Consider the following 21,940-nt stretch of genomic DNA (forward strand, 5'->3'; position numbering starts at 1 on the left):
AACATTAATGTGGCTTTAGAGCTGAATTTTATCAATGAAGGATGATGGTTTTTTGAAGTGATATTTTATAATATTTATCGGTGTACATATTGTATCGGCTATGATGTTTTGATTGTTGGTTTTCTTTTTTTAAGATTATTAGGATTGCTTCAGATTGTATTACTATTGATGAGCTAAGGCGAAAGGGAAATTGGTTGATTTGTTATGAGGGTGTTTGGTTGTTGGTTAAATATTGTGATTGCCATTTTTCTTTATAGGACCTGTTTTTTGATTCGTGCATTGTTTTGAAATATGTAATAGCGGTACGATTGTGTTTGTTTTTTTTATTAGCTATGAAGTTTCTGTGCTGAAATTAGTATGGAATAACTATTGAGTTTCGTTGATTTAAGTTTGATGATCATCTTATTGTTAGATGTCTTTGATTGATCTTTGCCTGCTGTTTTTTAAATTATTATATATGTGTGAATGAATCTTCTTTTAACTATTTTGAATTTCTTAAAGATGAAATGATATTTTATTCAGGATTTAAGATGCGCAATGCGGACTAGATATTGAAATCATTTGTTTTGAAATGTTTTTAGATGATCTTATGGCTGGGCAATATAGTTGATAATGGATACATTTAGATAAGGAATCTCTTATATGGAGTAATAAGTTGTTTTTGTTATTTGATAATAATTAATTGAGAAATTGAGTTGTTGCTTGGACTATTTTTTAAATTAAATATTGTCTTTTTTGTGTTTGTTAATTGGTTGTTTTGTTTTTAGTAAGTATGAAAATTGGATAGTTTGATCTGTTGAAATTTTGTTGTAGAGAAGAGTTTTAATTGTTTTTTAGGGGTGTTTACTTTTTGATTTATTTTATAAAACATATATAGATTTTTGTTTTAATTTAGAAACAAAATTATGTAATTACGTTGTTTTGGAAGTTTGTGATAAAGTAAAAAAGCCATTCAATTTGAATGGCTTTTTTGTTTGCAACTGCATGTTTTTTATATATTGATGTTTTATTTACTTGGTTTGATGAGGAATACATTTTTGTATCTTCTTTTTATCTCAACTAAGTTTTTTTCGGCTTCAATTCTGCTTTTAAAATTACCAACCATTACTTTGTAATTTGGGGTGTTAAAAATAATGGTGCCATCTATGTTTTTGAACTCTTGTTTGAAGTCAGTAAGTGTTTTTTTTGCTTCTTCACTCTTGCCACTAAATATTTGAATTTTGTAACTATCATTAACGCTAATTGACGCGTTAATTTTACGTTTTTCGTTTAGTAATTGCTCGAATTTTGGGTCTTGATTTACTGTAATGTTTTGATCTTGCGCATTAATGTTACATGCTGAAATTAGTAGTAATAATGTGTAAAGTGCTTTTTTTCTAGGAGTTAAAATTCTCATAATGTGATGGTTTTTATGCAAAAATAGTATTTAATATATAAATGGATATTAGAAAAATTATTTAGAATTGATATAAATTGGTATTTAAGGCTGTTTTAAGGTTTTGAGAATAGTTCTTAAATTGTATTTTTGTGCAAGTTTTAAAAGAAGGTATTCTATTTTGTGTAATATATATACAGAAAAAACCGTACCAAATTTTAGTAGATAATCATTATACAATATGGAAAAGGTGGGTAACCATAATTCGATCTCAAGGAAATTATTTTTAAGCTTAGGGCTAACGTTAATTTTCTCGCTAACTTCATTTGCACAAGATGCTGCTGCTCCAGCAGCGCCTGAAGCTGCTCCAGTAGCAACTCAGGGAGGTGATCCGGTAAAGGGTAAAGAACTTTTTAATGCAAATTGTGCTGCATGTCATAAACTAGATGGGAAATCGACAGGCCCCGAATTAAGAGGCGTGTCGGAAAAACATGATAAAGCTTGGCTTTACAAGTGGATTCACAATAGTTCTGACTTAATCAAGTCAGGTGATCCTGTTGCTGTAAAACTTTTTGCAGATCACAACAAAGCGGTCATGACTTCATTTCCTCAATTATCAACGGGAGATATAGATAATATTATCGCATATACTTCTGAACCTAAAGCTGCAGCTCCAGCTCCAACAGCTACTACTGCTGTTCCAGGATCAGGAGGAGAAAGCGGGGCTATCTCTAATAGCGTAATCTTAGGAGCTCTTGCTCTTGTGATGGGTATGTTAGTAGTGATGCTTTATTTAGTGAATAATGTATTGAGAAAAGTTGCGAAAGCAAATGGAATCGACGTTACTCCAAAAGAGCCTAGAGTTTCTTTATGGAAAGCATTTGCTAGAAATCAATTTTTGGTTTTGGTTGCTTCTATATTCTTACTATTGGCAAGTGGTTATTTTGTGTATGCTTATTTAATGCAAGTAGGTGTAGATCAGAATTATGAGCCAATTCAGCCAATACATTATTCTCATAAAATCCACGCAGGAGATAACGAGATCAATTGTAAATATTGTCATTCTGCTTCTCGTGTGAGTAAAACTGCTGGTATTCCATCTTTGAATGTTTGTATGAATTGTCATAAAAATATTTCTGAAGTTGCAGAGACTACTGCTACTCCAGAGTACAGCAAAGCATTCTACGATGAGCAAATACAAAAATTATATAATGCTGTAGGTTGGGATAAAACAACTCAAACGTATACAGGGAAAACGCAACCAGTAAAATGGGTTCGTATTCATAATTTACCTGATTTTGTGTATTTTAATCACTCACAACACGTTACTGTTGCTGGTATCGAATGTCAAACTTGTCACGGTCCAGTACAAGAGTATGAAATCATGAAACAATATTCTAAATTAACAATGGGATGGTGTATTGATTGCCATAGAAAAACTGATGTTAAGATGGAAGGAAATGAGTATTATACTAAAATACATGAAGAGCTTTCTAAAAAATACGGTGTAGAGAAATTGACTGCAGCGCAAATGGGAGGTTTAGAGTGTGGTAAATGCCACTATTAATCAAATTATTAAGATTTTAATATTTATATACAATGTCATCAAACAAAAAATACTGGAAAAGTGTTGAAGAGCTAGACGAAAATAGTTCTATTGTTGAGGCGCTTAGAAATAACGAATTTGTTGAAGAAATTCCTACGGATGAATTCTTAGGGAATGCAGGAGCATTAGCTTCGTCTTCAACATCACGTCGTGACTTTTTAAAGTACGTTGGGTTTAGTACTGCGGCAGTTACACTTGCAGCTTGCGAAGGCCCTGTTCACAAATCGATACCTTATGTACTGCAACCAGAACAAATCATACCGGGAGTAGCAGATTATTATGCAACTACTGTTTTTGATGGTTTCGATTTTGCTAATCTTTTAGTAAAAACACGTGAAGGGCGTCCTATTAAAATTGACAATAACACAATTTCAGGAGCGAAATTTTCAGCCAATGCTAGAATTCATGCGTCTATATTATCGTTATATGATAGTATGCGTTTGAAAGAACCTAAGTTGGAAGGAAAAAATGCAACTTGGTCTGCTGTTGATTTAAAAATTAAATCTAGTATTGCTGAGGCAAATGCTAAAGGTGGTCAAATCGTATTATTAACAAATACTTTAGCAAGTCCATCGACTGAAAAATTAATAGCTGAGTTTATAGCTAAAAACCCTAATGCAAAACATGTAGTTTATGATGCAGTATCGTCATCATCTGCTTTAGATGCATTTGAAACGGTTTATGGTGAAAGAGCTTTAGTTAATTACGATTTCTCGAAAGCATCACTTATCGTTTCGGTAGGGGCTGACTTTTTAGGAGATTGGCAAGGAGGGGGGTATGACTCTGCTTATGCACAAGGACGTATTCCTAGAAATGGAAAAATGTCTCGTCACTTCCAATTAGAAGCAAACATGACTTTGTCTGGTGCTGCTGCTGATAAGCGTTTACCTATGTCAACTGCTAATCAAAAACAAGCATTAGTACACATATATAATATTGTAACTGGTTCTTCTGTTGCTGTTAATTTAGACAGCAAGTTTAAAGCTGAAGTTACTAAAGCGGCTCAACAATTAAAAGCTGCTGGTTCAAAAGGGGTATTGGTATCTGGTATTCAAGATAAAAATGCTCAGTTATTAGTTTTGGCTATCAACCAAGTGTTGGCAAGTGAAGCTTTTACTACTTCTGAAACAAGACAAATAAGAAAAGGATCTGACGCTAAAGTTGCTCAATTAATTAATGATATGAAAGCAGGAAGCGTTCATACTTTACTTATGAGTGGTGTTAATCCAGTTTATACATTAGCAGATAGCGAATCTTTCGTTGCTGGATTGAAAAAAGTTAAAACATCAGTTGCTTTTTCTTTAAAAGAAGATGAAACTGCTTTGCTTTCTACAATTGCTGCACCAGTTCCTCATTATTTAGAGGCTTGGAATGATGTATCTATTACAAAAGGAACATATGGTCTTACTCAACCGACTATCCGCCCTATATTTGACACTAAACAATTTCAAGATGTTTTACTATCTCTAACGGGAGCATCTGGAACTTTTTATGATTATATCAAAGCTAACGCTTCTGGAATAATTGCAGGTTCTAGTTGGAATAAAGTATTACATGATGGTATTTTTGTAGGAAGCTCTACAGTACTTTCTGCAGTATCTGTTGATTATACTGCTGCAGCAAATGCAGTATCACAATCAAAAGCTTTAGGTGATTTCGAATTAGTATTGTATACTAAAACAGGAATGGGAGATGGGCAACAAGCTAATAACCCTTGGTTGCAAGAGTTTCCAGATCCAATCACAAGAGTTTCTTGGGATAACTATGTAACAGTTTCTAACGCTGACGCTAAGTCATTGAATATGACTAATGAGATTGTTGCAAATGGTGGGTTAAACGGAAGTTATGCTACTATTACTACAGCAGATGGAGTTAAACTTGAAAATGTACCAGTGATTGTTCAGCCAGGACAAGCAGTAGGTACTATTGGATTAGCTTTAGGTTACGGACGTAAGGCAGCTCTAAAAGAAGAAATGATTGTAGGTTTAAATGCTTACTCTTTATATAAAGGTTTTAATGACATTCAATCTGTTAAACTTGTAAAAGCTAGCGGAGAACACGAGTTTGCTTGTGTGCAAGGTCAAAAAACATTAATGGGAAGAGGAGATATTATTAAAGAAACCTCTCTTGAAATATTTAATACTAAAGATGCTGAATTTTGGAACGAACAACCAAAAGTATCTTTGGATCACAATGAAGTAGCAGCTACATCTGTTGATTTGTGGGATTCATTTGATCGTTCAACAGGACATCACTTTAATCTTTCAATTGACTTAAATGCTTGTACAGGATGTGGGGCTTGTGTTATAGCTTGTCACGCTGAAAACAATGTACCAGTAGTAGGTAAAGATGAAGTAAGAAGAAGCCGTGATATGCACTGGTTACGTATCGATAGATATTATTCTTCTGAAAGTACTTTTGCTGGAGATAACGAAAGAAAAGAAAATATTGCGGGATTGTCAAGTTCATTGTCTACATTTAACGAAATGGAAAAAGCTGGGGATAACCCACAAGTTTCTTTCCAACCAGTAATGTGTCAACATTGTAATCATGCACCTTGTGAAACTGTTTGTCCAGTTGCGGCAACTTCACATGGACGTCAAGGACAAAACCAAATGGCTTATAACAGATGTGTTGGTACTCGTTACTGTGCTAACAACTGTCCATATAAAGTACGTCGTTTCAACTGGTTCTTGTACAACAAAAACAGTGAATTTGATTATCACATGAATGATGATTTAGGTCGTATGGTATTAAACCCAGACGTTAATGTTCGTTCTCGTGGAGTTATGGAGAAATGTTCTATGTGTATTCAAATGACACAAGCTACAATATTAAAAGCTAAGAATGAAGGTAGATCAGTAGTTGATGGAGAATTCCAAACAGCTTGTTCTAATGCTTGTTCTTCTGGAGCGATGATATTTGGAGATGTAAATGATAAAGAAAGCCAAGTGACTAAATTAGCCGCTGATGATAGAATGTATCATTTATTGGAGCATGTTGGAACAAAACCTAATGTGATTTATCACGTTAAAGTTAGAAATACTTAGTACAAAAAATTATTAATTAAGAAACAATATAAAGGATTATGTCGTCTCACTACGAAGCACCCATTAGAAAACCTTTAGTTATAGGTGATAAATCTTATCACGATGTAACTGTAGATGTAGCTGCACCTGTTGAAGGTAAAGCAAATAAACATTGGTGGATTGTATTTTCAATCGCATTAACAGCATTCCTTTGGGGATTAGGCTGTATAATTTACACCGTATCTACAGGTATCGGAACATGGGGATTAAATAAAACAGTTGGTTGGGCTTGGGATATCACAAACTTTGTTTGGTGGGTAGGTATTGGTCACGCCGGAACTTTGATTTCAGCAGTATTACTACTTTTCCGTCAACGATGGAGAATGGCGATTAACCGTTCTGCCGAAGCAATGACAATTTTCTCTGTTGTCCAAGCAGGTTTATTTCCAATTATTCACATGGGACGTCCATGGTTAGCATACTGGGTATTACCTATACCAAACCAATTTGGTTCATTATGGGTAAACTTTAACTCTCCATTACTTTGGGACGTTTTTGCAATCTCTACGTATCTTTCAGTATCATTAGTTTTCTGGTGGACTGGTTTATTACCTGATTTTGCGATGCTACGTGATAGAGCAATAACACCTTTTAATAAAAGAGTTTATTCTATTTTGAGTTTTGGATGGAGCGGTAGAGCAAAAGACTGGCAACGTTTTGAAGAAGTGTCTTTAGTACTTGCAGGTTTAGCTACTCCACTTGTACTTTCTGTGCATACAATTGTATCTATGGACTTTGCTACATCTGTAATTCCAGGATGGCATACTACTATCTTCCCTCCTTATTTCGTTGCAGGAGCGGTTTTCTCTGGATTCGCAATGGTAAATACCTTGTTAATCATCATGAGAAAAGTTTCTAATCTTGAAGCTTATATTACAATCCAACATATCGAATTAATGAACATCGTAATCATGATTACAGGTTCTATCGTAGGGGTTGCTTATATTACTGAGTTATTCGTAGCTTGGTACTCAGGAGTAGAATACGAACAATATGCATTCTTAAATAGAGCTACTGGACCTTACTGGTGGGCATATTGGTCAATGATGACATGTAACGTTTTTTCTCCACAATTCATGTGGTTCAAAAAACTAAGAACAAGTATCATGTTCTCATTTATAATTTCGATTGTAGTAAATATCGGAATGTGGTTTGAAAGATTCGTAATTATTGTTACTTCTTTACATAGAGATTATCTTCCATCTTCTTGGACTATGTTCTCACCAACATTTGTTGATATTGGAATTTTCATCGGGACAATTGGATTCTTCTTTGTATTGTTTTTACTTTACTCTAGAACATTCCCAGTTATTGCTCAGGCAGAGGTGAAAACTATTTTGAAAGGAACAGGAGATAATTACATAAGAGAAAGAGCAAATAAAGATTCACATCATGAGTAATAAAGTAATATACGCCATTTATAATGACGATGATATTTTGATGGATGCTGTAAAGAAAACTAGAGCTGCACATCATCATATAGAAGAAGTATTTACTCCATTTCCGGTACACGGATTGGATAAAGCAATGGGCTTAGCGCCAACAAGATTAGCAATATGTTCTTTCTTATACGGATGTGTTGGTATAACTGTAGCGACTACGATGATGAGTTATATTATGATTCATGACTGGCCTCAAGATATTGGTGGAAAACCAAGTTTCAGTTTCATTCAAAATATGCCAGCATTCGTGCCGATCATGTTTGAAATGACTGTGTTTTTCGCAGCTCACTTAATGGTAATTACTTTTTATATGAGAAGTAGATTATGGCCATTTAAAGAAGCAGAAAACCCGGATGTAAGAACAACAGATGACCATTTCTTGATGGAAGTTGCTGTTAACAATAATGAAGAAGAATTAGTTTCTTTTTTCCAAAACACGGGAGCTGTAGAAGTTAAAGTAATAGAAAAGAATTAATTGTAGCTATGAAAGGTATATATAAAATAACACTTTTAGTTGGTATAACTATTTTAGTTTCATCATGCCACAATACTTCGGCACCAAACTATCAGTACTTCCCTAATATGTATGAGTCTTTAGCATATGAACCATATGCAGAAGCTAATATATTTAAAGGAGGAAAGGAAGCTCAACTTCCTGTAAACGGAACTATAAATAGAGGTTTTGAACCTTATGAATATGAGAATTCTACAGCAGGTTATGAATTAGCAAAAGCTAATTTAAAATCACCTTTAGATTCTTTAGATAGAAATTCTGAAAAAGGAAAAGAACTTTTTGAGATCTATTGTATGAGTTGTCATGGTGCAACTGGAAATGGAAAAGGTAAATTGGTAGAAAGAGAAAAATTCCTTGGAGTTCCTAGCTATAAAGATAGAGAAATCACTGAGGGAAGTATTTTTCATGTTGAGACTTACGGATTAAATGCAATGGGTTCTCATGCAAATCAATTAAGTACTCACGAACGTTGGTTAGTTGCTGACTATGTTCTAAAACTAAAAAGCCAATTATAATAATTGTTGAACAAACTGATCGTATTAGATATGTATACATTTTCAAGTAAATTAAAAACTTTTTCTATCATCTTAATGGCTTTAGGTCTTTTGGGTATTGGGTATGGTTTTTTAAATGCACCTAAAGATATTCAAGAAGTTGAAAAAATACTAGCTGCTGAGTCACATGGTGGACATGGTGAAGCGACACATGCTACTGTTGAGTCTACTCATGGTGCTCAAGCTGAAGCTACTCATGGTGCTCAAGCTGAAGCTACTCATGGTGCTGCTGAATCAGCTCATGACGCACATGCTGAAGGAAAAAAAGAACACGCTCAAGTTGGTGCTGCAGACGAGCATACAAAACATTTAAATCATGTTTTGCACCAATTGCAAAATAAACCATGGTCAGCATTATATGTTGCTTGTATTTTCTTTTTGCTACTTTCTATGGGGGTTCTTGCGTTTTACGCTATTCAACAAGTTGCACAAGCAGGATGGTCTCCTGTATTATTTAGAGTAATGCAGGGTATAACTGCTTACTTGCCTGTAGGTTCTGTGATATTTTTTATTATTCTAGTACTTTGCGGATTACACTTTAATCATATGTTTGTTTGGTTAGGAGATGGAGTAACAGATCCTAAAAGCCCAAATTATGATGCAATCATTGCTAACAAAGCAGGATATTTAAATTTTCCTTTTTGGATTATTAGAGCTGCTATATTTTTGATTGGATGGAATTTATATAACTATTATACAAGACAAAGATGTTTAGCTCAAGACGAAGCTAATGATGATTTGAACTACAAAAAGAATTTCAAAATGACTGCTGGTTTTTTAGTATTCTTTATAGTTTCTGAGTCTATCATGTCTTGGGATTGGATTATGTCTATCGATCCACACTGGTATAGTACATTGTTTGGATGGTATGTGTTTGCTAGTTTCTTTGTAAGTGGTATCACTACAATAGCATTAGTAACAGTATACTTGAAATCTAAAGGGTATTTAGAGCATGTAAATACAAGCCATATTCATGATCTTGCTAAATTTATGTTTGGTATTAGTGTTTTTTGGACTTATTTATGGTTCTCACAATTCATGTTAATTTGGTATGCTAATATACCTGAAGAGGTAACTTATTTTGTAACTAGAATACAACTTTATAATCTTCCTTTCTTTGGAGCGGTTGTTATGAAATTTCTTTTCCCATTATTGATTTTAATCAATACAGATTTCAAGAGAATCAGTTGGGTTATTGTTATGGCTGGAATTGTAATTTTATTAGGACATTATCTTGATTTCTTTAATATGATTATGCCTGGTACAGTAGGGGATAGATGGTTTATTGGTGTTTCTGAAATTGCATCAGTACTTTTCTTCTTAGGATTGTTTATTTTTGTAGTTTTCACTGCATTGACTAAAGCTCCTTTGTTACCAAAAAGAAATCCATTTATAGAAGAAAGTAAACATTTTCATTATTAATATTTAAAGAAATAAACAGATGACAAGTTTGTTGGTAATTATAGTTTTAGTTTTATTAGCTGTAGCATTATGGCAATTGACCAAGATATTTGATCTTACTCAGGTAGGTGCAAAATCGGACGATTCTCAGGTTGCATCTGATAACGATAATAATATTCAAGGATATTTGATGTTCGGGTTCTTAGCTTTCATATATATATTTACTATATATGGATTGATAAAATGGGGACCATTAGCATTACATACACCTGCTTCTGAACATGGTAGTTTGGTAGATAGCCTTATGAATATTACTTGGGTTTTAATTTTTATTGTTCAATTTATTACTCAAGGTTTACTTTATTATTTTTCTTTTAAATATAAAGGAGATAAAGATAAAAAAGCATTATATTTTGCAGATAATAATAGATTAGAAGCATTATGGAGTGTTATCCCAGCAGTAGTGTTGGCAGGATTGATTCTTTACGGATTATATGCTTGGAATAACATTATGTTTGTTGATGAAGATGAAGATACAATCGTTATCGAATTATATGCTCAACAGTTTAAATGGACAGCAAGATACGCTGGTCCAGATAATGTTTTAGGAAAAGCTAACGTAAGATTAATTGAAGGTGTAAACACTTTAGGTGTTGATATGTCAGATCCATATTCGCAAGATGATATCGTGGTTTCAGAATTACATATACCAAAAGGAAAGAAAGTGCATTTCAAAATGCGTTCTCAAGATGTTTTACACTCAGCTTATATGCCTCACTTTAGAGCGCAAATGAACTGTGTACCTGGAATGGTTACTGAATTTGCTTTTACGCCAGTTTATACTACTGCAGAATACAGAGAGTTGCCTTATATGATAGAGAAAGTTGCGCATATTAATTCAATACGTTCTAAAAAAAGTGTTGACTTAGTAGCAAAAGGAGAAACGGCTTTGGATCCTTATACTTTTGATTATTTGTTACTTTGTAATAAAATTTGTGGTACATCGCACTATAACATGCAAATGAAAATCGTAGTTGATACACCAGAAGATTATAAAAAATGGTTAAGCGATAAAGCAACATTAGCTCAGGATATTAAAGCAGCAGTAGCTCCAGCTCCAGTAGAAGGTGCAGCAGGAAGTACTGATACTACTAAAGTAGATACTACTGCTAAAGTAGAAGCTCCTAAAGTAGCTATGAAATAATATTTATTAAGAAATTTAAAGTATACATATATGTCAGCAGAAGGTCACGATCACGGACAAGATCACGAACACGAACACCACCATAAAGACACATTCATTACTAAATATATCTTTAGTATTGATCACAAAATGATTGCCAAACAATACCTTATTACTGGTATTATTATGGGGGTAATAGGTATTGCAATGTCCTTGCTTTTTAGAATGCAATTAGCATGGCCTGAAGAGTCTTTTAAGATTTTTAATGTTTTATTAGGAGATAAATTTGCACCAGATGGTGTTATGACTAATGATGTTTATCTTGCATTGGTGACGATTCATGGAACCATTATGGTATTCTTCGTTTTAACAGCTGGTTTAAGTGGTACGTTTAGTAACTTACTAATCCCACTTCAAATTGGAGCAAGAGATATGGCTTCAGGATTCATGAACATGGTATCTTATTGGTTGTTTTTCTTATCAGCAGTAATAATGTTATGTTCTTTATTTGTTGAAGCTGGACCTGCTTCATCAGGATGGACGATTTACCCACCATTAAGTGCTTTACCACAAGCGATTCCTGGTTCAGGAACAGGTATGACATTATGGTTGGTTTCTATGGCAATCTTTATTGCATCATCATTAATGGGATCTTTAAATTATATCGTTACTGTTATTAATTTAAGAACAAAAGGGATGTCTATGACTAGATTACCTTTAACAATATGGACATTCTTTGTAACAGCTATCATTGGTGTTATTTCGTTCCCAGTATTATTATCAGCAGCATTATTGTTGATTTTTGACAGAAGCTTTGGTACTTCATTTTTCTTATCAGATATTTATATAGCTGGAGAAGTTTTACATTACCAAGGAGGTTCGCCAGTTTTATTCGAACACTTGTTTTGGTTCTTAGGACACCCTGAGGTATATATTGTAATCTTACCTGCAATGGGACTTGTTTCTGAAATTATGGCTACGAATTCTCGTAAACCAATTTTTGGATACAGAGCGATGATTATGTCAGTTTTGGCAATTGCTTTCCTTTCAACAATCGTTTGGGGTCACCACATGTTCGTTTCAGGAATGAATCCTTTTTTAGGATCTGTATTTACATTTACAACTCTATTGATTGCAATTCCTTCTGCTGTAAAAGCGTTCAACTGGATTACAACTTTATGGAAAGGTAACTTACAATTTAATCCTGCAATGTTATTCTCTATCGGAATGGTTTCTACTTTCATTACTGGAGGTTTAACAGGGATCATTTTAGGAGATAGTACTTTAGATATTAACGTTCACGATACTTACTTTGTAATTGCTCACTTTCACTTAGTAATGGGTATCTCTGCACTTTATGGGATGTTTGCTGGTATTTACCACTGGTTCCCTAAAATGTATGGTAGAATGTTAAATAAAAACTTAGGTTATATTCACTTTTGGGTAACTGCAGTTTGTGCTTATGGAGTGTTTTTCCCAATGCACTTTATTGGATTAGCAGGTTTACCAAGACGTTATTATACTAATACAAGTTTCCCTTTATTTGATGATTTACAAAATGTAAACGTTCTAATAACTGTATTTGCTTTAGTTGGTGGAGCTTTCCAATTAGTGTTCTTGTATAATTTCTTTAGTAGTATTTTCTACGGTAAGAAAGCAGTACAAAATCCATGGAGATCTACAACTTTAGAGTGGACTACACCAGTTGAGCATATTCACGGTAACTGGCCAGGAGAAATTCCTCACGTTTACCGTTGGCCATATGACTATAGTAATCCAAACTATGACGTTGATTTTGTTCCTCAAAACGTACCAATGAAAGAAGGAGAAGAAGTTCTTCATCACTAAAAATATTTAAAACCTCTACTTCTTAGTAGAGGTTTTTTTTTGTCTTACTTTTTCTTTATCTATCTTTGTTCAATGAATGAAAATTTAGATCCAACTACGAACCGCTACAATCCAGAAGAATTTGATCTTGAGAAAAGATTAAGACCACTTTCATTTGATGATTTCGCAGGTCAAGATCAGGTTTTAGAAAATCTGAAAGTCTTTGTAGCAGCAGCCAATCAACGTAATGAAGCACTAGATCATACTCTTTTTCATGGGCCTCCGGGACTTGGAAAAACAACTTTGGCTAATATACTTGCAAATGAATTAGAGGTTGGGATTAAGATTACTTCGGGACCGGTTTTAGACAAGCCAGGTGATTTGGCTGGATTACTAACTAATCTTGATGAGAGAGATGTTTTGTTTATAGATGAAATCCACCGATTAAGTCCAATCGTTGAAGAGTATTTGTATTCTGCAATGGAAGATTTTAAAATTGATATCATGATAGAATCTGGACCAAATGCGCGAACAGTACAAATTAACTTAAACCCATTTACGTTAATTGGTGCCACTACACGTTCAGGTTTGCTTACTGCCCCAATGCGAGCTCGTTTTGGTATTTCGTCACGATTACAATATTATACTACAGAGCTTTTAACTACAATTGTAGAAAGAAGTGCTTCTATATTAAAAATGCCAATTTCGTTAGATGCCGCAATTGAGATTGCAGGACGCAGTCGTGGAACACCTCGTATTGCAAATGCATTATTGCGACGTGTTCGTGATTTTGCTCAAATTAAAGGAAATGGAACTATCGATCTGGCTATTGCACAATATGCATTGAAAGCATTAAACGTTGATGCACATGGTTTGGATGAAATGGATAACAAAATCCTTCTTACCATTATTAGTAAGTTTAAGGGAGGTCCAGTTGGATTGTCTACATTGGCAACAGCTGTTTCCGAAAGTAGCGAAACTATCGAAGAAGTATATGAGCCATTCCTGATCCAGGAAGGATTCATTATGAGAACTCCTCGTGGACGTGAAGTTACTGATAAAGCATATAAACATTTAGGCAGAATAAACACTAATATTCAAGGCGGATTATTTTAATTTTTAGGAGTTGTCTTTATGAGATTTTAAAGTAATCTCCTATTGTCTACTATGTCTTTTTCTGCAAAATGAATAGAAAAATAATGTCGTTGCTCTTGGTAACTATTGAGACAGGGCTAAAATTATTCTATAGATAATTTACATTGATAAATTCAAAAACTACATATTCGCAATTTATTAAATCTGAAGCCAAAAGACTTGGGTTCTTATCTTGTGGGATTTCTAAAGCGGGTTTCTTAGAACAAGAAGCACCAAGATTAGAAAATTGGCTTAATAAAAACCATAATGGCCAAATGGCTTATATGGAAAACCATTTCGACAAGCGGTTAGATCCTACTTTGTTAGTAGAGGATGCTAAAAGCGTAGTATCGCTTTTACTTAATTATTATCCTTCAGAAACTCAAGAAGATGATAATTTTAAAATATCTAAATATGCATATGGTCAAGATTATCATTTTGTAATTAAAGAAAAACTCAAAGAATTACTTTTTTCTATTCAAGAACATATAGGCGATGTTTCAGGGCGGGTATATTGTAGATTCCGCACCAGTTCTAGACAAAGCTTGGGCAGCTAAAAGCGGCTTAGGATGGATAGGTAAAAACAGTAATTTAATAACACAAAAAGTAGGTTCTTTTTATTTTATAGCTGAACTCATTCTCGATTTAGATTTAGAATACGACTATGCTACAACAGACCATTGTGGTTCGTGTACAGCATGTATGGATGCATGTCCAACAGAAGCAATTATTGCGCCTTATGTCGTAGATGGGAGTAAATGTATTTCCTATTTTACTATCGAGCTCAAAGAGAATATTCCACAAGAAATGAAAGGGAAGTTTGATGATTGGGCATTTGGTTGTGATACTTGCCAAGACGTTTGTCCATGGAACCGATTCTCTAAAGCGCACTCTGAGCCATTATTTAATCCTAATCCAGATGTGCTGGCAATGTCTAAGAAAGAATGGCTGGAAATTACTGAAGAAACCTTTAGAGTGGTGTTTAAAAATTCAGCTGTAAAAAGAGCAAAATTTGACGGATTTAAAAGGAATATTAATTTTTTGAAATAGTTTTTTTATTCTAGTTTTTTTTTTGTTAATTTTTATAGATTATGTAATTATAGTTGTTAATAAAATTTGTTTTTGTGTAAAAATAACAATATAATTAAGGTGATTTACTGTTAAAAAATAATTCGGTGCAATTTTATATTGCACCTTTTTTTTTGTTCTATTATTTGAAATTTAATGAGTTATGAATTTTACTGTCAGAATTCATTCAATAAAAAGACTTATGTTGATATAATAAAAACTTATTGTTGCTAAAAAGTTAATTTTTTTCTCTATTAAAAGTGATTTTGTTCGACAAAAAGAGTATTTCAACGACAAAATAGGTAGTTTGACGAGTAATGTAGTTAATACTTTACTGTTTATAAACTTTCGCCCCACCAAACTACCAATTCTATAAACTTTAAGACTAATTTGAGTCGAACTGAATCTATATTATGGCGCTTATTTTATTTTATTTTTATAAAATTTCAGAAAATCATATCCTAAGATTTTCGATTCAACTACCCCTTTTATTTAATTTAAATTTTTCGAATTCTTTTAAAAAGTTTTCGAACTCCTATAGTATTACCCCAAACAGAACTGTCTATGTATAATTGTACTCTTAAAATGCTTAATTTTTTTAAGCAATCATTTTTTATTGTATTTTTTTTATTTTCAACTAGCTTATTTTCACAAATCTGTGGAACGCCTGGGGGCGATGGACCTATTACAGTGTCAAGCTCAGTAAATACATATTATCCTATTGCAGGCGATATTACGCTGAACGCAGGAGGGCAATCTATAAAGCTAGCAGCAGTGCCCAAAATGGATGCTCATAAGAATGATTTTGGTACAACTCCAATTTCTGTTGGGGATTTAATCTTGATCATTCAGATGCAGGATGCTACAATAGATTACAGAAATAATAATAATTATGGTTCAGGAACTTCAAATAGTGGTCCGGATCTTTTAGGGGGTACTGGATTTACAGATATTGGAAATACAGGTATTTTTGAATATGTTATAGCAACAAATAATGTTCCGCTTTCTGGCGGAAATTTAACATTTAAAGGTACTGCTGTTAATGGTGGTACTTCTAATAGCTACTTTAATGCTGAGGCTGCAGGATCAAGAGGAAAGAGAACATTTCAAATAGTCAGAGTGCCTCAATACTCTAATTTAACCTTAACAAAAGATATAACGACACCACCATTTAATGGTATTGCAGGTGGAGTTATTGCTTTTAATGTTTCTGGAAATTTTAATTTTGGTAACTTCAGCATAAATGGAACTGCAAGAGGTTTTAGAGGTGGGTATAGTCCTAAAGCTGATTCGGGTATAAATGATTCAACTACTTATGTAGGTGAGGCTGCAAATCAAACTATTTCTGGAAAAGGAGAGGGAATTGCAGGAACACCAAAGTTTATGTGGGATGGATATAATGAGGTAAATAATGGAGTTGAAGGTATGCCAGTTGGGTCTTCTGGAAGAGGAGCTCCTGCTAATGCTGGAGGAGGTGGTAACGATCACAACTCTGGTGGAGGTGGAGGTGGTAACGGTGGTTTTGGTGGTTTAGGTGGTTATGGATGGCAAGGTGGTGGTGGAGTACAATGGTCGCAAAATATTCAGAATACTGGAGCCGGAAGGCCAGGTTTTAAATCTTATCGTACAACCAATCCAGAGTTAATAAGGCTTATCATGGGAGGCGGTGGTGGAGCCGGAGATGCTAATAATGCTACAAATGGAGTAAAAGGTGGTGTTGGTGGTGCCATAGTACTTATTAATGCAGGTGCCGTTATAGGGCCAGGAAAGATTGAAGTAAATGGTGGTCCTGGAGCTGCTGGTGCCTTCCAAAGTTCGTCGGATGGTGCAGGAGGTGCAGGTGCAGGAGGGACAGTACTTTTGAATATTTCTGGTGCTACAACAGGAACAATTACAATTAATGCTAACGGAGGAAGAGGAGGACATACTGACAATGATACTAAAAATGAGCATGGACCTGGTGGTGGTGGTGGTGGTGGAATTATTAGACACAACATTGCACCAGTTAATGTTATTACTTCTGTAACAGGAGGACTAGCAGGTTTAACAAATGGGACTGGTACTAATAATCATGGTGCTATGCCAGGAACTGGGGGATATGTGGCAACTTTTGCCAATAATGAGATGCCTCCAAATTTGCAAGTTAATTCAAAATGTTTTCCGATTCTTGATACTACTGTAAAAGCTTTGCCTATAGCATCAGCTTGTGGTTCAATCGACGCGAAAGTTTCTTATGAAATTCAAATTACAAATACAGGTATTGGAAATGCAGCTGGAGTTGTTTTAGACTTTGCTTTTCCTGCAAATATAGGATTTGACTCTGCTACAGTAAAATCTCTAGTTAGTGCATCAGGACCTTCTGGGACTCTGACAAATACTGGTACAAGTAATAAACCTTTGTTAGGAGTGTTTAATATTGCGAAAGATGGCGTGGTTACAATAACCTTAGTTGGGAAAGTAACAGGATCTATTGCAGCAGGAACATATAGTTCTAATGCACAAGCTTTATATTTGGATCCAACACGTACAACAGGTAATGACACTAGAAAAATAACAGCATTTAGAGGTAACTCTGGTGGAGTCGGAGTCTTTACAAGTTATCAAGGTGCAAATCAGGAAAATGTTCCAGGTTCAAATTTTAATGGAGATAATACAAGTGTTGATGATATAAAAATATTAGCTTTACCTGCAACGCCAACAACTACGGTTACACCTTCAAGTTGTACTGTGCCAACAGGAACAATAAAGGTAGATACACCTGCTAATGGGCCAAACATCTTTTATACAATAAAAGGAACAAATCCAGTAACAGAGACTAGTAATGATACAGGTGTCTTCGCAGGATTGGCACCCAATACGTATGTGGTTACTACAAGAAATGGTGATGGATGTATTTCGCTTCCTACAGGTAATATAGTTATCAACGCAGTTGCAGGAGCCCCTACGACTACTGGTGCTTCTGTCTGTCAAGGTAATGCAGCTGGAGCTTTGTTAACTGTTACGTCTAGTTGTGGGAATGTACAATGGTATCATACTGCAACTGGAGGGACTCCAATCGATGGCACCAGCGGTAAGACATTCAATCCTTTCGAGATTAGAGACTCAGGTCTAACAGTAACTAGTCCTCCACAAACTAAAACGTATTATGCGGCTTGTGGTGCTTCAGGTTGTAGAACTGCTACTGATTTTGTTATTAATGCAGTACCTACTATTACTAGTATAACTGCAGCTTCACGATGCGATGCAGGAACAGTACTTTTGAAAGCTACAGCATCTGCAGGGACAATTAATTGGTATAATGTGGCAACTGGTGGGGCATCAATAGGAACAGGATCAGAATTTACTACGCCAAGTCTGTCTGCATCTAAAGACTATTATGTTGCAGTAACTGATAATGGTTGTTCTTCAGCTAGAACATTAGTTAGAGCAACAGTAAATGCTTCGCCAACAATTATTTCTACGACTCAGGCTTCTAGATGTGGTACAGGAGAGTTAACATTAAAGGCTACAGTATCTGCAGGAGCAACTATTAATTGGTATGCAAGTCCAACAAGTGAATCGATATTAGAAACTGGACCAGAATTTAAAATACCAAATTTATCAACAACAACAACTTATTATGTAGGGGCTACTACAGCTGAAGGATGTACTACAACATCTAGAATTGCAGTCGCTGCAGTTATAAATACAGGATCTACAATTGTATTGACTAGTGGTATGCAAAGTCCAGCAGTTTGTCCGTCGACAGCAATTCCAACGACAGTTTATACTTTCGGAGGTAGTGCTACGAATGCTATAGTAACAGATTTACCTGCAGAACTAAAATGGGATGTAGATTCAAATGCAAAAACAGTAACTATTTCAGGAACTCCAACTACAAGCGGTACTTATACAATAACTACTATTGGTCATACAGCACCTTGTGTAGAGGCTATAATAAGAGGAACTGTAACGATAAATGCATCGATTCCATTACCGACAGCAAGTGCAGTAACACAACCAACTTGTGCTACAGCTAAAGGAAGTTTCACAATTGATAATTATAATTCATCTTATGCCTATACTATAACCCCATCGTTAGGAGTTGTTCAAAATGGTAATATGATAACAGCACCAGCAGGAAGTTATAAAATAACGGCTAAATCAGGAAGTTGTACTTCAGGAGCATCAGCAAATATTGTTGTAAATGCACAACCAGCTACACCAGCACAACCAATAATTACAACTACAGCAGCTACGTGTTCAGCGGCATCAAGTAGTAAGATAGATAATTATGTCGCAGGTAATACATATACTTTTGCTCCAACAGGACCAACAGTTTCTAGTACAGGATTAGTAAGTAATATGGTTATTGGAACAGGTTATACTGTTACTTCTAAAGATGCAAATTGTACATCAGTAGCATCAGCATCATTTAGTAACGCAGCTCAATTAGCTACACCAGCACAACCAATAATTACAACTACGGCAGCTACATGTTCAGCGGCATCAAGTAGTAAGATAGATAATTATGTTACAGGTAATACCTATACTTTTGCTCCAACAGGACCAACAGTTTCTAGTACAGGATTAGTAAGTAATATGGTTATTGGAACAGGTTATACTGTTACTTCTAAAGATGCAAATTGTACATCAGTAGCATCAGCATCATTTAGTAACGCAGCTCAATTAGCTACACCAGCACAACCAATAATTACAACTACGGCAGCTACGTGTTCAGCAGCATCAAGTAGTAAGATAGATAATTATGTTGGAGGTAATACATATACTTTTGCTCCAACAGGACCAACAGTTTCTAGTACAGGATTAGTAAGTAATATGGTTATTGGAACAGGTTATACTGTTACTTCTAAAGATGCAAATTGTACATCAGTAGCATCAGCATCATTTAGTAACGCAGCTCAATTAGCTACACCAGCACAACCAATAATTACAACTACGGCAGCTACATGTTCAGCGGCATCAAGTAGTAAGATAGATAATTATGTTGCAGGTAATACGTATACTTTTGCTCCAACAGGACCAACAGTTTCTAGTACAGGATTAGTAAGTAATATGGTTATTGGAACAGGTTATACTGTTACTTCTAAAGATGCAAATTGTACATCAGTAGCATCAGCATCATTTAGTAACGCAGCTCAATTAGCTACACCAGCACAACCAATAATTACAACTACGGCAGCTACGTGTTCAGCAGCATCAAGTAGTAAGATAGATAATTATGTTGGAGGTAATACATATACTTTTGCTCCAACAGGACCAACAGTTTCTAGTACAGGATTAGTAAGTAATATGGTTATTGGAACAGGTTATACTGTTACTTCTAAAGATGCAAATTGTACATCAGTAGCATCAGCATCATTTAGTAACGCAGCTCAATTAGCTACACCAGCACAACCAATAATTACAACTACGGCAGCTACATGTTCAGCAGCATCAAGTAGTAAGATAGATAATTATGTCGCAGGTAATACCTATACTTTTGCTCCAACAGGACCAACAGTTGATGCTTCAGGTCTTATAAGTAATATGGTTATTGGAACAGGTTATACTGTTACTTCTAAAGATGCAAATTGTACATCAGTAGCATCAGCATCATTTAGTAACGCAGCTCAATTAGCTACACCAGATCGCCCAATAATTACAACTACGGCAGCTACATGTTCAGCGGCATCAAGTAGTAAGATAGATAATTATGTTGCAGGTAATACGTATACTTTTGCTCCAACAGGACCAACAGTTTCTAGTACAGGATTAGTAAGTAATATGGTTATTGGAACAGGTTATACTGTTACTTCTAAAGATGCAAATTGTACATCAGTAGCATCAGCATCATTTAGTAACGCAGCTCAACTAGCTACACCAGCACAACCAATAATTACAACTACAGCAGCTACGTGTTCAGCGGCATCAAGTAGTAAGATAGATAATTATGTCGCAGGTAATACATATACTTTTGCTCCAACAGGACCAACAGTTTCTAGTACAGGATTAGTAAGTAATATGGTTATTGGAACAGGTTATACTGTTACTTCTAAAGATGCAAATTGTACATCAGTAGCATCAGCATCATTTAGTAACGCAGCTCAATTAGCTACACCAGCACAACCAATAATTACAACTACGACAGCTACATGTTCAGCGGCATCAAGTAGTAAGATAGATAATTATGTTACAGGTAATACCTATACTTTTGCTCCAACAGGACCAACAGTTTCTAGTACAGGATTAGTAAGTAATATGGTTATTGGAACAGGTTATACTGTTACTTCTAAAGATGCAAATTGTACATCAGTAGCATCAGCATCATTTAGTAACGCAGCTCAATTAGCTACACCAGCACAACCAATAATTACAACTACGGCAGCTACGTGTTCAGCAGCATCAAGTAGTAAGATAGATAATTATGTTGGAGGTAATACATATACTTTTGCTCCAACAGGACCAACAGTTTCTAGTACAGGATTAGTAAGTAATATGGTTATTGGAACAGGTTATACTGTTACTTCTAAAGATGCAAATTGTACATCAGTAGCATCAGCATCATTTAGTAACGCAGCTCAATTAGCTACACCAGTTCAGCCAAGAATTACAACTACGCCAGCTACATGTTTAGTTACAGTAAGCAGTACAATAGATAATTATGTTACAGGTAATACATATACTTTTGACCCAGTAGGACCAACAGTTGATGCTTCAGGTCTTATCAGTGGTATGACTATTGGAAAAGATTATACAGTTACTTCG

General features: G+C 34.9%; 11 protein-coding genes and 1 pseudogene. 11 read left to right on the forward strand and 1 reads right to left on the reverse strand.

The window, feature by feature from the left end:
* Positions 1-1,006: 1,006 nt before the first annotated feature.
* Positions 1,007-1,396: an SPOR domain-containing protein gene (locus AC1RYN_RS19195; RefSeq protein ID WP_481808239.1), complete on the reverse strand. Its 390-nt coding sequence runs from the start codon at positions 1,394-1,396 to the stop codon at positions 1,007-1,009.
* A 220-nt stretch (positions 1,397-1,616) separates the two neighbouring features.
* On the opposite strand from AC1RYN_RS19195, the gene AC1RYN_RS19200 reads away from it, so the two are divergent.
* From AC1RYN_RS19200 to AC1RYN_RS19250, 11 genes and pseudogenes are all read left to right on the forward strand, one after another.
* Positions 1,617-2,942 (forward strand): cytochrome c3 family protein, encoded by a 1,326-nt coding sequence (locus tag AC1RYN_RS19200; RefSeq protein WP_481808240.1) that lies wholly within the window; start codon positions 1,617-1,619, stop codon positions 2,940-2,942.
* Positions 2,943-2,974: 32 nt separating this feature from the next.
* Entirely contained in the window at positions 2,975-6,031 is a 3,057-nt protein-coding gene (locus AC1RYN_RS19205) for a TAT-variant-translocated molybdopterin oxidoreductase (RefSeq protein WP_481808241.1), read from the forward strand.
* A 38-nt stretch (positions 6,032-6,069) separates the two neighbouring features.
* A complete protein-coding gene (gene nrfD / locus AC1RYN_RS19210) occupies positions 6,070-7,470 on the forward strand; it encodes an NrfD/PsrC family molybdoenzyme membrane anchor subunit (protein WP_195737734.1) in 1,401 nt (466 codons plus the stop codon).
* Positions 7,463-7,987 carry a DUF3341 domain-containing protein gene (locus tag AC1RYN_RS19215; protein ID WP_195737733.1) on the forward strand — a complete coding sequence of 175 codons (525 nt, stop codon included), beginning with the start codon at positions 7,463-7,465 and terminating at the stop codon, positions 7,985-7,987. Before nrfD ends, AC1RYN_RS19215 begins: the two co-directional genes overlap by 8 nt.
* Positions 7,988-7,995: 8 nt before the next feature.
* Positions 7,996-8,541 carry a c-type cytochrome gene (locus AC1RYN_RS19220; RefSeq protein WP_481808242.1) on the forward strand — a complete coding sequence of 182 codons (546 nt, stop codon included), beginning with the start codon at positions 7,996-7,998 and terminating at the stop codon, positions 8,539-8,541.
* Positions 8,542-8,571: 30 nt separating this feature from the next.
* Positions 8,572-10,002, forward strand: a complete 1,431-nt coding sequence (locus AC1RYN_RS19225) for a quinol:cytochrome C oxidoreductase (protein ID WP_481808243.1) — start codon at positions 8,572-8,574, stop codon at positions 10,000-10,002.
* A 19-nt stretch (positions 10,003-10,021) separates the two neighbouring features.
* Positions 10,022-11,185, forward strand: a complete 1,164-nt coding sequence (locus tag AC1RYN_RS19230; RefSeq protein WP_481808244.1) for a cytochrome c oxidase subunit II — start codon at positions 10,022-10,024, stop codon at positions 11,183-11,185.
* Between the two features lie 30 nt (positions 11,186-11,215).
* On the forward strand, positions 11,216-13,012 hold the full coding sequence (locus tag AC1RYN_RS19235) for a cytochrome c oxidase subunit I (RefSeq protein WP_481808245.1): 1,797 nt from the start codon (positions 11,216-11,218) through the stop codon (positions 13,010-13,012).
* Positions 13,013-13,084: 72 nt separating this feature from the next.
* Positions 13,085-14,107, forward strand: a complete 1,023-nt coding sequence (gene ruvB, locus AC1RYN_RS19240; RefSeq protein ID WP_481808246.1) for a Holliday junction branch migration DNA helicase RuvB — start codon at positions 13,085-13,087, stop codon at positions 14,105-14,107.
* A 143-nt stretch (positions 14,108-14,250) separates the two neighbouring features.
* Positions 14,251-15,175, forward strand: a pseudogene (gene queG / locus AC1RYN_RS19245) (tRNA epoxyqueuosine(34) reductase QueG).
* Positions 15,176-15,883: 708 nt separating this feature from the next.
* Positions 15,884-21,940 (forward strand): beta strand repeat-containing protein (locus tag AC1RYN_RS19250; protein ID WP_481808247.1); only part of this gene is annotated, 6,057 nt, incomplete at its 3' end.

It is taken from the genome of Flavobacterium sp. TC780 (genome assembly GCF_056783245.1).